Annotated in this window: 9 protein-coding genes; 4 read left to right on the top strand and 5 right to left on the bottom strand. The window is 67.1% G+C overall.

From position 1 onward, the window contains the following. The first annotated feature begins 4 nt into the window (after positions 1-4). Both BLQ49_RS03975 and fae read left to right on the top strand, forming a co-directional pair. Positions 5-838 (top strand): triphosphoribosyl-dephospho-CoA synthase, encoded by an 834-nt coding sequence (locus tag BLQ49_RS03975; RefSeq protein ID WP_091713493.1) that lies wholly within the window; start codon positions 5-7, stop codon positions 836-838. Between the two features lie 243 nt (positions 839-1,081). Then, positions 1,082-1,594, top strand: coding sequence for a 5,6,7,8-tetrahydromethanopterin hydro-lyase (fae, locus tag BLQ49_RS03970; protein WP_091713492.1), 513 nt, complete (start codon positions 1,082-1,084; stop codon positions 1,592-1,594). Between the two features lie 1,048 nt (positions 1,595-2,642). Here fae and groL read toward each other — a convergent pair. Both groL and groES read right to left on the bottom strand, forming a co-directional pair. After that, complete coding sequence (gene groL, locus BLQ49_RS03965) at positions 2,643-4,286, bottom strand: chaperonin GroEL (protein ID WP_091713490.1); 1,644 nt, start codon at positions 4,284-4,286, stop codon at positions 2,643-2,645. A 72-nt stretch (positions 4,287-4,358) separates the two neighbouring features. Next, the gene (gene groES, locus BLQ49_RS03960; RefSeq protein WP_007567860.1) at positions 4,359-4,649 is read right to left on the bottom strand and encodes a co-chaperone GroES; all 291 of its coding nucleotides are present in this window, start codon (positions 4,647-4,649) and stop codon (positions 4,359-4,361) included. 208 nt (positions 4,650-4,857) lie between these two features. On the opposite strand from groES, the gene BLQ49_RS03955 reads away from it, so the two are divergent. Both BLQ49_RS03955 and BLQ49_RS03950 read left to right on the top strand, forming a co-directional pair. Further along, positions 4,858-5,844, top strand: coding sequence for a CorA family divalent cation transporter (locus BLQ49_RS03955; RefSeq protein ID WP_091713489.1), 987 nt, complete (start codon positions 4,858-4,860; stop codon positions 5,842-5,844). A gap of 206 nt (positions 5,845-6,050) precedes the next feature. Beyond that, on the top strand, positions 6,051-7,511 hold the full coding sequence (locus BLQ49_RS03950) for a methyl-accepting chemotaxis protein (RefSeq protein ID WP_091713487.1): 1,461 nt from the start codon (positions 6,051-6,053) through the stop codon (positions 7,509-7,511). 295 nt (positions 7,512-7,806) lie between these two features. On the opposite strand, the gene pdeM is transcribed toward BLQ49_RS03950, so the two are convergent. The 3 genes from pdeM to BLQ49_RS03935 are packed head-to-tail and all read right to left on the bottom strand — an operon-like array spanning position 7,807 to position 12,142. Further along, entirely contained in the window at positions 7,807-8,520 is a 714-nt protein-coding gene (pdeM, locus tag BLQ49_RS03945) for a ligase-associated DNA damage response endonuclease PdeM (protein ID WP_091713486.1), read from the bottom strand. 38 nt (positions 8,521-8,558) lie between these two features. Next, complete coding sequence (locus tag BLQ49_RS03940) at positions 8,559-11,189, bottom strand: ligase-associated DNA damage response DEXH box helicase (protein ID WP_091713484.1); 2,631 nt, start codon at positions 11,187-11,189, stop codon at positions 8,559-8,561. Continuing rightward, a complete protein-coding gene (locus BLQ49_RS03935) occupies positions 11,186-12,142 on the bottom strand; it encodes an alpha/beta hydrolase (protein WP_091713483.1) in 957 nt (318 codons plus the stop codon). The genes BLQ49_RS03940 and BLQ49_RS03935 overlap by 4 nt, the downstream gene beginning before the upstream one ends. Between the last annotated feature and the right edge of the window lie 30 nt (positions 12,143-12,172).

Genomic DNA, 12,172 nt, shown 5'->3' with positions numbered 1-12,172 from the left:
TGGCATGAGCGGGCTCGAGCCGGCGCAGATCGGCACGCTCTACCGGGCCGCCTGCCTCGCGGAACTCGATGCCCTCAAGCCCGGCAATGTCCACGCTTATGCGGCCGGCCACCGCATGGTGGTGGCGGATTTCCGCACCAGCGCCGACGTCTCGGCCCCGGCTTTGGCGCGGGCCGGGGTCGGAATCGGCACGCGGATCCGCGACGGCGTCGCAGCGACCCTGGCGGCGGTCGGCCAGAACACCAACCTCGGTATCCTGCTGCTCTGCGCGCCGCTCGCCGCCGCCGCCGAGCGCGGCGTGACCGTCGCGACGGTGCTCGACCACCTCGACCCGGCGGACTCGACAGCGGTCTTCGCAGCGATCCGCCTCGCCAATCCCGGCGGCCTCGGCCATGCCGACCGGCACGACGTCACCGCAGACGCCCCGGCTTCCCTCCGTGACGCGATGGCGGAGGCCGCCGACCGGGATCGCATCGCCCGCGCCTACGGGACCGGTTTCACCGACATCACGGCGATCGGTCTTCCAGCCCTTATGGACGCCAGGGCGCAGGGGCTTGATCCGACTTGGTGCACGACCGCGATCCACCTCGCCTATCTCCGATCGGTTCCGGACAGCCATGTCGCCCGGAAGATGGGTGCGGATATCGCCGAGGATCTTCGACGTGAAGTTGCAGCAGCCCTGCAGGATCTCGATCTGGCCGACAGGCCGGTCGAGCGGCTCCTCGCCCTCGACGCGTCGCTGAAGGCACGGGGCCTCAACCCGGGCACGAGCGCGGATTTCACGGTCGCGACCCTGTTCTGGGAGGCCCTGACGGAGGCGGGCGCCGCGCTCGCCTGAACACGCACCCCGGTTCCGAAGGTTCCCGGCCCGAAGGGTGAGAAATTCCTTCGCGGCAGGGCGTTGCGCGGGTTGTGAGCCGCAGGGCCCCGCTGTAGGGTCCGCCGCGCTGTCCGGCCCAACCGGCTCGACCCATCCGGCTCGGCCGGTGGTCGGGCGCCGATAACAAGGATGGCTTCCCGGCCGCGGCCTATGTATGCCCGGTGCTGCGGCTCTAGTTCGGAATCCAGGGAGAGACACCGAATGGCGAAGATCACCAAGGTTCAGGTCGGCGAGGCCCTCGTCGGCGACGGCAACGAGGTCGCCCACATCGATCTCATCATCGGACCGCGCGGCTCGCCCGCCGAGACGGCGTTCTGCAACGGCCTCGTGAACAACAAGCACGGCTTCACCAGCCTGCTCGCGGTCATCGCGCCGAACCTGCCGTGCAAGCCGAACACCCTGATGTTCAACAAGGTCACCATCAACGACGCCCGTCAGGCCGTCCAGATGTTCGGCCCGGCCCAGCACGGTGTTGCCAAGGCCGTGCAGGACGCGGTGGCCGAGGGCATCATCCCGGCGGACGAGGCCGACGACCTGTTCATCCTGGTCGGCGTGTTCATCCACTGGGAGGCGGCCGACGACGCCAAGATCCAGAAGTACAACTACGAGGCGACCAAGCTGTCGATCCAGCGCGCCGTTAACGGTGAGCCGAAGGCTTCGACGGTCACCGAGCAGCGCAACTCGGCGCAGCACCCCTTCGCCGCCAACGCTTAGATCGGGGACGGTCCTGGGCAGAGCGCGCCTCCGCCCGCACCGCGGGGCCTGCTCCAGCGACTGGCTTCGATCTTTCTCGGCCGATAGGTAGGCCCCGGACGGGACGGCGCGAGCCGTCCCGTTTTTCGTTCGGCCGCTGCGCCCACGAGCGCGGTTGGCTGAGCGCAATCGGCATTCAATGCCGGATAGGGACCGGATCCCCATCATCGCCTCCGCGCCTGCGACGCCGGGGGCAGGGCCCAAAAATGACATCCGCGGCATCGGGCAGGCATGGCCCGCGCCCGGCGGCCTGTTTCCCGTCGCCGAGTCACCGACAGTTCCCAACCTGCTAGGGGCTGTCTAACGGTCCCGGGCGAGGTGCACGCACCGCTGGAACCCGCACAGCCCTGTGCCGTTCAGCCGTCGTCCGCCGCGCAATGGGCAGGTCCGGAAATCGCTCGGGGTGAGCCCGAAGGTGGGCGGCGCGGGGGCCTTTCATCAGCCCCGCCGGGTGCTACCGGAGGATGGCTTCCTCCGTCCTATCGCTGACTGCAAGTTGCTGCCTTGCGTAATCTGATCCGTTATTGATCGCGATCGCCGGCGACAAGTTAAGCTGCCCGGTCTGCTGACCGATCGCGGTGCCGTTCAGGGACAGGAAAGGCGCCAACCGGTCCAGGACGTTGGCGTTTGCGGGTGTCGTCTTGGCTGCCGGCGCCTGCGCTGATCCTGCGGCAGCGATCAACAGCGTGATCGAGACCTTCTTTTGAAATTCCGTTGGACATCCCAGTCGCCGTGTCCCCCTTCGACGTAACGAGGGCCATCCGAAGAGCGCGGTTAGCCTAAGTTCATAGTCAGGTTTTAACTTTTGATCTCACGACCTGTTTTAGTCTGACAAGGCGATCGCAAATTATTTTATCTTGCAATCCCGTAACTAGTTAACGATCCGCCTTCCCCATTTTTGCAATCAGATAACTTAAATCTACTTAAGCCGCCGCGAAGTTTTCTTCGAAACAAAAAAGGGGCCGCCTCTCGGCGACCCCCTCCCTTCGTCTCAGCGGAAGGCTTGGACTTAGAAGTCCATGCCGCCCATGCCGCCGCCGCCCGGCATCGCGGGGGCGCCGCCGTCCTTCTTCGGCGCGTCGGCGACCATCGCCTCGGTGGTCACCAGCAGGCCGGCCACGGAGGCCGCGTCCTGCAGGGCGGTGCGCACCACCTTGGCCGGGTCGACGATGCCGGCCTGGATCATGTCGACGTACTCTTCGGTCTGGGCGTTGAAGCCGAAGGTCTCGGAGTCCGTCTTGTCGGTGATCTTGCCGACCACGATCGAACCCTCGACGCCCGCGTTCTGGGCGATCTGGCGGATCGGGGCCTCAAGGGCCTTCAGCACGATCTTGATGCCGGCCTGCACGTCCGGGATCTCGGACTTCAGCTCGGCGACCGCTTTCTTGGCGCGCAGCAGCGCGGTGCCGCCGCCGGGAACGATGCCTTCCTCGACCGCCGCGCGGGTGGCGTTGAGGGCGTCGTCGACGCGGTCCTTCTTCTCCTTCACCTCGACCTCGGTCGCGCCGCCGACGCGGATCACCGCGACGCCGCCCGCGAGCTTGGCCAGACGCTCCTGCAGCTTCTCACGGTCGTAGTCCGAGGTGGTCTCCTCGATCTGCGCCTTAATCTGCGAGATGCGGCCCTCGATGTCGGACTTCTCGCCGACGCCGTCGATGATCGTGGTGTTCTCCTTCTCGATGCGCACGCGCTTGGCGCGGCCGAGCATGGGGAGCGTCACGTTCTCGAGCTTGATGCCGAGATCCTCGGCGATCATCTGGCCCTTGGTCAGGATCGCGATGTCCTCGAGCATCGCCTTGCGGCGGTCACCGAAGCCCGGCGCCTTGACGGCCGCGACCTTCAGGCCGCCGCGGAGCTTGTTGACGACGAGCGTGGCCAGGGCCTCGCCCTCGATGTCCTCGGCGATGATCAGCAGCGGCTTGCCGGTCTGAACAACGGCCTCGAGCACCGGCAGCATGGCCTGGAGCGAGGAGAGCTTCTTCTCGTGGATGAGGATGTAGGGGTCCTCGAGCTCGGCGACCATCTTCTCCGCGTTCGTGATGAAGTACGGGGAGAGGTAGCCGCGGTCGAACTGCATGCCCTCGACGACGTCGAGCTCGGTCTCGGCGGTCTTCGCCTCCTCGACCGTAATCACGCCCTCGTTGCCCACCTTCTGCATGGCGTGGGCGATCATCTCGCCGATCTCCTTGTCGCCGTTGGCGGAGATCGTGCCGACCTGGGCGACCTCGTCGGAGGTCGAGACCTTCTTGGCGCGCGCGATGATGTCCTTCACGGCGGCCTGGGTGGCGAGGTCGATGCCGCGCTTCAGGTCCATCGGGTTGATGCCGGCGGCGACGTACTTGGCGCCCTCGCGGACGATGGCCTGGGCCAGCACGGTCGCGGTGGTGGTGCCGTCACCCGCGATGTCGTTGGTCTTCGAGGCCACTTCGCGCACCATCTGGGCGCCCATGTTCTCAAACTTGTCGGCGAGCTCGATCTCCTTGGCGACCGTCACACCGTCCTTGGTGATGCGGGGGGCGCCGAAGCTCTTCTCGATCACGACGTTGCGGCCCTTCGGGCCCAGCGTCACCTTCACCGCGTCGGCGAGGATGTCGACGCCGCGCAGCATCTTGTCACGGGCGTCGGCGGAGAAACGAACGTCTTTCGCTGCCATGGTATGCCTCTTAGCTAGTGGTTGAACCCCAAGGCCTCAGATGACCTCAAAGGGCGGGAAGGGGTGAGCCGATCAGAGGGCGACGACGCCCATGATGTCGGATTCCTTCATGATCAGGAGGTCCTGACCGTCGATCTTGACCTCGGTGCCGGACCACTTGCCGAACAGGACGCGGTCGCCGGCCTTGACGTCGAGCGCGTTGACGCGGCCCTGCTCGTCGCGGGCGCCGGGACCGACGGCGACGATCTCGCCCTCCTGCGGCTTCTCCTTGGCGGTGTCCGGAATGATGATGCCGCCCTTGGTCTTCTCCTCGCTCTCGATGCGACGGACGACCACGCGGTCGTGCAGCGGACGGAACTTCATGAGCTGCCCTCTTGCTTCAGGTCTGGAGTTGGCGTTGATGCGGCCGGCGGGACCGCCGCGAACTCGACTGTTAGCACTCTGTCTCGGCGAGTGCCAAAGACGGCCGCGAGATAGGCGCGGGGCCGTTCCGTGTCAAGGCTGTCGCACCACTGCGTGACGACGATCTTGCCCCCTGCCTGCCCTCTTCTTCCATGGATGACGCGCCGCGATGCTGAGCCTGCACGGCCCCGAGGGCCCGGTGGCGTCCGAGACCGCACGTCTGATCGCGCACAACGCCGTCTGGATCGACCTCAACGATCCAACCTCCGAGGAGGCGGCGGCAGTCGAGGCCGCGACCGGCCTGCGCGTGCCGTCCCGGGAGGCGCTGTCGGAAGTCGAGACGTCGAGCCGTCTGCGGCGGGTGAAGGGCGGCCTGTCGCTGTCCACGCCGATGATCACCTTCGAGCGCAGCGCCTCGCAGCTGAAGCCGCTGGGCTTCCTGCTGACCAAGGACCACCTCGTCACGGTGCGCTTCCATGATCTGCGTGCCTTCGATTCCTCCGCCAAGCGCATCGCGGAGGGCGACGGCAGCACAACGCCGAGCGAGGTCTTTCTCGTCGTCCTGGAGGAGCTGGTGGACAGCCTCGCGGACGCGCTGGAAGACATGGCGTCCGAGCTCGATTCCCTCTCCACCCGGATCTTCGATTTCGACGTGCGGGGCGTGGAACGCCGCCGGCTGGAAAGCCCACCGCCCCGGCGACGCGACCTCGCGCTGCGTCGGATCCTGCGCGGGATCAGCAACCGGGGTAAGGTGCTGGGCAAGATCCGGGCGAGCCTGCTCGGCCTGGAACGGATCGTGCCCTTCGTGGCGGCGGCCTGCGACGCCCTCGGCCTTCCGGAAGACGGACGGTTCGACACGATCCGCCGGGACATCGATTCCCTCGACGAGTTCGAGACGCGGCTGGCCGAAAACGTCCAGTTCCTCCTCGATGCGGCGCTGGGCCTGATCAACATCGAGCAGAACAACGTCTTCCGCGTACTGACCGTCGTGTCGGTGGTGGGCGTGCCCCCGACCCTGATCGCCTCCATGTACGGCATGAACTTCAAGCACATGCCGGAACTCGACTGGACCTACGGCTATCCCTACGCGCTGGCCCTCATCGTTCTGAGCGCGCTGGCACCGATTGTATATTTCCGTATTCGCGGCTGGTTTTGAGGCTTTGATATACGAGCGCACGCGCTGTATCTTTATATTCAAACTTAAATCACTACTCATATAACAAGATAGTTGGCAATATTCACCTTCAATAAGAACGGTATAACGACCGCATAAATTTCACGGTTGCAGGTCCCGATCACCATTTTAGCGAACGATTAACGCACTCATGTCTTATTTCGCCGCACGTGATAGCGGGTTCGGATATGTTCAAGCGATCCACATACAGCGAAGCCCAAGCCAAGATCGAGGCACTCGATCGATCGCTGGCGATCATCGAGTTTTCGCTGGACGGCGACATCCTGAGCGCCAACGAAAACTTCCTGAAGCTGATCAAGTACTCCCAGTCCGAGTTGATCGGCAAACATCACCGCATCTTTATTGAAGACGCGCACGCCCAATCGGCCGGCTATGCGGAATTCTGGGCCAAGCTGCGGAAGGGCCAGTTCGTGACCGGCGAATTCCTTCGGCTGGACAAGGACAAGAACCCCGTCTGGCTCGAAGCCACCTATAATCCGATCCTTGATGCTCGGGGCAACCCGGTGAAGGTGGTCAAGTTCGCCTCGGATATTTCGGCCAAGAAGAAGCAGATCGGTCGGCTGATGTCGATGATCGACAACATGCCGGTCGCGGTGATGACCGCGGATCCGAAGGACAACTTCCGGATCGACTACCTGAACGCGACATCGCGCAGAACCCTCGGGCCGCTCGAGCAGTATCTGCCGATCAAGGTCGACGAGATGATGAACAACTCGTTCGACGTGTTCCACAAGAACCCGCACCACCAGCGCTCGATGCTGGCCGATGCGAGCCGCCTTCCGCACCGGACCAAGATCAAGGTCGGCCCCGAGACGCTCGACCTTCAGGTCACGGCCGTCAACGACGAAAAGGGCAATTACATCGGGCCGATGCTGACCTGGGCCGTGGTCTCCGCGCAGGTTCAGATGGCCTCCGAGGTCACGCGGGTGGTCGACGCGGTCGGATCGGCGATCCAGGAAATGCAGCACTCCGCCGAAGGGCTCACCCAATCGGCCGATGCCGCGCGCGACCAGGCGGCCTCGGTCGCGGCGAGTTCGGAGCAGATGAACAACGCGATCCAGGAGATCTCCGGCCAGGTCGGGCGCGTCTCCGAGCGGGCGCAGCAGATCGCCACGCAAGCCGAAACCACCGACGCAACGATGCGCCAGCTGGCCGAGAACGCCCGGAAGGTCGATGCCGTCGTCGGGATGATCAAGTCGATTGCCGATCAGACGAATCTGCTCGCGCTGAACGCCACGATCGAGGCCGCCCGGGCGGGGACGGCCGGTCGCGGATTCGCGGTGGTTGCCAGCGAGGTCAAGGCGCTGGCCGAGCAGACCGCCAAGGCGACCGGCGAGATCACCCAGCAGGTCTCGGCCATCCAGAACGCGACCGGCGAGGCGGTCGGCGCCATCGAGATGATCACCGCGGCGGTCGGCGAACTCTCCAAGCTGACGCTGGCCATGGCCAGCGCCGTGGAGGAGCAGGCGGTCTCGACCCAGGAGATGTCGGGCAGCATCGGCGGGGTGTCGCAGGCTGCGACCGCGACGGGTCAGTTCGCCGTCGCGGTCCGCGGCATCGCCGGGAGCCTGGCGGACCATTCCTCGGGCCTATCGGAGAGCGTCAGCCGCTTCATGAAGGCAGGCTGATCCGGCGCAACGAGGCGCGAAGCTCCACTCCCGGCCTGCCGAGGATATCCGCACTCTACAGGCTGCGAGATTCTCTCCTCCCCCTTGTGGGGAGGCGTTGGAGGTGGGGGTGTTTCAGGATTGCGTGCAGCGGCTCCTTCTGCACCACCCCCACCCCTAGCCCCTCCCCACAAGGGGGAGGGGAATCACGCTTGGTCCTAAAACCGTTGGCGTTCAGCAGCGGAGCGGTCATCCGTAAACCCGCCCGCGGGGGCCGGGGAACCGCTCCACGCTTCCGCAGTGCGGGTGTCGGCCTTCAGTCCCGGGCGAGCTGCGCCCGGCCGATGGCGAAAACCCGCCCGTCTCCGAGGAGGTGGGCGGTGAAGCCCGTCGGAAACAGCCCTTCGATCGCCTTGTCGCGCACGTTCAGGCCGCCCGCATAGGCGCCGAAGGCCGGCATCACGAGGCGCGACCCGTCTGTGACGAAGCAGCGGCGGCGCACCGCCCGGCCGCGCATCGCGACCTTGCCGCAGGGATGGAGATGGCCGGCAATCTCACCCGGCGCCTCCCCGGGGCTCGGCTCGTGGCGCAGGAGGAGTCCGCCGAGCGTCAGCGCGTCGGCGTAGCGGCCGCCGATCCCTTCGGTCACCGCCGCGTCGTGGTTCCCGGCGATCCAGACCCAATCCCGGCCCTCCTGCAGTGCCGCCACCATGGCGCGGTCGCCGGGCTCCATGCGCTCCGGGCCCCGGGCATCGTGAAACGAATCGCCGAGCGCGACCACCCGGGCCGGGTCGTGCCGCACCACCGCCTCGTGCAGGCAAGCCAGCGTCTCGCGGGTGTCGTAGGGCGGCAGGAACTGGCCGGACCGGACCGCGTAGGACGAACCCTTTTCCAGGTGAAGATCGGACACGATCAGGGTCCGGTGCTCCGGCAGCCAGAGGCCGCCGCACAGGTCGAGCACCAGGGTCTCGCCCGCGAGCCTCAGGGTGGGGTGCTTGTGAGTCTTCTCGAGTCTCAGGCCGGCCGCCAAGATCGCATCCTCGTCGTCGGGGGAGGGCGGATCGATGGTCAGGACAAAGCCTCTTGAAGAAGCTCCGCCTCGGCCTCGGCCAGGATCTCGTCGGCGCCCTCGCCGTAGACCCGCTCGCGCCCGATCTCGAGCATCACGGATACGGAGAGCGGCGAGACCCGGTCGAGAGACCTGTGGATGATTCGCCCCTGGATGCGCTCTAGCATCATACCGAGGCGCCTCACGTCGAGGAGTCCGGTTGCCGCATCCTGCCGCGCGGCTCGCAGCAGCAGGTGGTCGGGCTGGTGCTTGCGCAGCACGTCGTAGATCAGGTCGGTCGAGATCGTGACCGCCCGGCCGGATTTCTTCAGGCCCGGGTGATGGCGCTCGATCAGGCCGGCGATCACCGCGCATTGGCGGAAGGTGCGCTTCATCATCGCCGATTCGTCGAGCCACGCCTCCAGATCGTCGCCCAGCATGTCGACCGCGAAGAGATCGCCGATGAAGTCCGGATCGAGGGCGGCACGCTCGGCGATATCGCGGGTCATCCAGATCGCGATGCCGTAATCGTTGGCCGCGAAGCCGAGCGGGCGAAGGCCGTCGCGCTCCAGGCGCCGGGTGAGCAGCATGCCGAGCGTCTGGTGGGCGAGGCGGCCCTCGAACGGGAAAGCCGTCAGGTAGTAGCGCTTCCCCCGCGGGAAGGTCTCGACCAGGAGGTCGCGCTCCCCCGGCAGGACCGAGCGGCGGCGCTGCTGGAGCAGGTACGCGCCGATCTGCTCGGGCAGCCGGTCCCACTCGAACGGGTCGGCGATCAGCGCTCGGACCCGCGCGGCCAGGAAGGTCGAGAGCGGGAATTTCGAGCCCGCGTAAGAGGGGATTGCCGGATCGGTATCGGGCGGGGCGCGGGTGACGAGGCACTCGTCCTCGGCGAGCCCCTCGAACCGCAGGGTCTCGCCCGCGAACAGGAAGGTGTCGCCGACGGTGAGCGTCTCGGCGAACTCATCCTCGATCTCGCCGAGCACGCGGCCGGTCTTGGGCAGGACCGTCCCGGGCTTGCCGCGCAGGGTCCGGCCGAGGCGGACCTTCACCCGGGCCGCCTCCACGATGGTGCCGACATTCATCCGATAGGCCTGGGCGGTGCGGGCATCGCGGACACGCCAGAGCCCATCCGGCCCGCGCAGGATCTTGGCGAAGCGCTCGTAGGCGCGCAGCGCGTAGCCCCCGGTGGCGACGTAATCGACCACCTGCTCGAAGGATTCCCAGGTGAGCCCAGCATAGGGCGCGGCCGAGACGATCTCGTCGTAGAGGTCGAGGGGATCGAAGGCGTCGGCGCAGGCCATGCCGAGGACGTGTTGGGCGAGCACGTCGAGGGCGCCCAGCCGGGCATCGGGGGTGTCCTGGGCGGCCTCCTCGACGGCGTCCAGCGCCGCTTGGCACTCCAGCATCTCGAAGCGGTTGCCGGGGACGAGATAGGCTTTCGAGGGTTCGTCCATCCGGTGGTTGGCCCGGCCGATCCGCTGCATGATCCGGCTCGCCCCCTTGGGCGCGCCGACATTGACCACGAGGTCGACGTCGCCCCAGTCGATGCCGAGGTCGAGGGTCGCGGTGCAGACGATCGCCCGGAGCTGGCCCGCCGCCATCGCGGCCTCGACGCGGCGGCGCTGCTGCGCGTCGAGCGAGCCGTGATGGATCGCGATCGGCAGCGCATCCTCGTTGAGCCGCCACAACTCCTGGAAGGTGTATTCGGCCTGGAGGCGGGTGTTCACGAAGACCAGCGTGGTCCGGTGCTCCTTGATGAGCTCGTAGATCGCCGGCATCGAGTGCCACGCGGTGTGGCCGGAAATCGGCAGCGCCCGGCCGAGATCGAGCATGCGCAGATCCGCCTTCGCGCCGCCGGCCACGGTGACGAGATCGGCCATGGGGGGCGCGTTTTCCCCTCCCCCCTGCGGGGAGGGGCAGGGGTGAGGGTCCATCAGGATCAAGCGTTCCGGTGCCTCCTGAACCACCCCCACCTCCAGCTCCTCCCCACAAGGGGGAGGAGAGAGGTGCGCGCTCGCAACACGCTGCGGCACCAGATACTTCCGCAATTCATCCGGCTCGCGCACCGTCGCCGATAGCCCGATCGCCACGAGCCCCGGGCTCAGCCGGTGCAGCCGGGCCATCGCCAGCGACAGCAGATCACCCCGCTTCGACGTCACCAACGCGTGCAACTCGTCCAGCACCACGCACCGCAAGCCCGAAAAGAAATCTGTCGCCTCGCGGTGGGCGATCAGCAGCGCCAGCTGTTCGGGCGTGGTCAGCAGGATGTCGGGCGGGCGCGAGATCTGCCGGGTGCGCTTGTGGGCCGGCGTGTCGCCGGTGCGGGTCTCGACGCGCACCGGCAGATCCATCTCGGCGATCGGCGCGTCGAGGTTGCGGGCGATGTCCACCGCCAGCGCCTTCAGGGGCGAGACGTAGAGCGTGTGGAGCCCCGTCGGCTTCAGCTTCTGCGGGCCGCGCTCCGCGAGGGCGACGAGGCTCGGCAGGAAGCCGGCCAGCGTCTTGCCGGCCCCGGTCGGCGCCACAAGCAGCGCCGAGCGGCCGGCCCCGGCGATCCGCAGCAGATCGAGTTGGTGCGGCCGGGGCGCCCAGCCCCGCGCGGCGAACCAAGCCCGGAACCGCTCCGGCAGGATCTCCGCAGGATCGCTCAGGCGAGGGCCATCAGGAAGCGGTCAATCAGCTCCAAGGCTTGCTCGCTGATCGCGCTCGGATAGCGAGCGAAGACGTGGCAGCCGCCGGGATAGATCGCGGTATGGCCGCCATTGCCCGCCGCCGCCCAGCGCGCCGACATGTAGAGCGTGTCGTCCAGCAGCGGATCCATGGTGCCGATCGTGAACAGGGCGGGCGGGAGACCCTTCAGCTCCGCGTAGATCGGCGACACGTCCGGCCGACGCCGGTCGATCCCCTCGCGGACATAGTCATCGGCGAACCTCGTCAGGTCGCCGGTGTTCACCACCAAGCGCTCGTCACCCCAGTTGCGCACCGATGGGGTGAGACCCAGGTCGAAGAACCCGGCATTGAGGTTGGCGCCGCGGAAGGCCCGCGGCTGGTTGTGCTTGTCCCGCAGCCGCAGCAGCACCATCACGGCGAGGTGGGCGCCCACCGACTCCCCGCCGATGGTCAGGGCGTGGATGCCGAATTCGGCCTTGCCGGGACCGGCCAGCCAGAGCGCGGCCGCCTCGCAATCGAGGAGGGCGGCCGGATAGGGATGCTCCGGGGCCAGCCGATATTCCACCGACAGGGCGACGAAGCCGCAAGCATCGGCGATCCGCTCCAGCCAGGGATCCTGCTCGTCGGCCGCGCCCCAGACCCAGCCGCCCCGGTGGATGTGCAGGTAGGCCCCGCGTAGCTTGGTACCCGCCTTGGGCTTGATCACACGGAGCTTGAGCGGGCCGCCGGGCCCGTCGATCGTCAGCCACTCGGCTCGGGCGCTGTGCGGCATCGCGGGCGCCGCCTTCGTACCCGCCCGACGGCGCGCGCGCACCTCCGCGATCGACAGAGACCAGGGATCGGGCAAAGCCGCGTGGGCGGCCACGATCGCGGCGTTCAGCCGGGTGGTCTCGGGATCGATCGTCGCCGGGTCGAACAGGGCGTGGTCGATCATCGTGCGTTGGGTCCCGTCGGCACTTCGTTT

Origin of the sequence: Methylobacterium phyllostachyos (assembly GCF_900103445.1) — a bacterium.
GTDB classification, from domain to species: Bacteria; Pseudomonadota; Alphaproteobacteria; order Rhizobiales; family Beijerinckiaceae; genus Methylobacterium; species Methylobacterium phyllostachyos.
The sequence above is the reverse complement of the archived record's forward strand: the minus strand, read 5'-3'. Positions and strand labels throughout refer to the sequence as shown.

Excerpts from the sequence above, each read along its gene's own strand:
- BLQ49_RS03935 (WP_091713483.1), bottom strand. The coding sequence starts at position 12,142 with ATGATCGACCACGCCCTGTTCGACCCGGCGACGATCGATCCCGAGACC.
- BLQ49_RS03975 (WP_091713493.1), top strand. The coding sequence starts at position 5 with ATGAGCGGGCTCGAGCCGGCGCAGATCGGCACGCTCTACCGGGCCGCC.
- BLQ49_RS03950 (WP_091713487.1), top strand. The coding sequence starts at position 6,051 with ATGTTCAAGCGATCCACATACAGCGAAGCCCAAGCCAAGATCGAGGCA.
- BLQ49_RS03955 (WP_091713489.1), top strand. The coding sequence starts at position 4,858 with ATGCTGAGCCTGCACGGCCCCGAGGGCCCGGTGGCGTCCGAGACCGCA.
- groES (WP_007567860.1), bottom strand. The coding sequence starts at position 4,649 with ATGAAGTTCCGTCCGCTGCACGACCGCGTGGTCGTCCGTCGCATCGAG.
- fae (WP_091713492.1), top strand. The coding sequence starts at position 1,082 with ATGGCGAAGATCACCAAGGTTCAGGTCGGCGAGGCCCTCGTCGGCGAC.
- groL (WP_091713490.1), bottom strand. The coding sequence starts at position 4,286 with ATGGCAGCGAAAGACGTTCGTTTCTCCGCCGACGCCCGTGACAAGATG.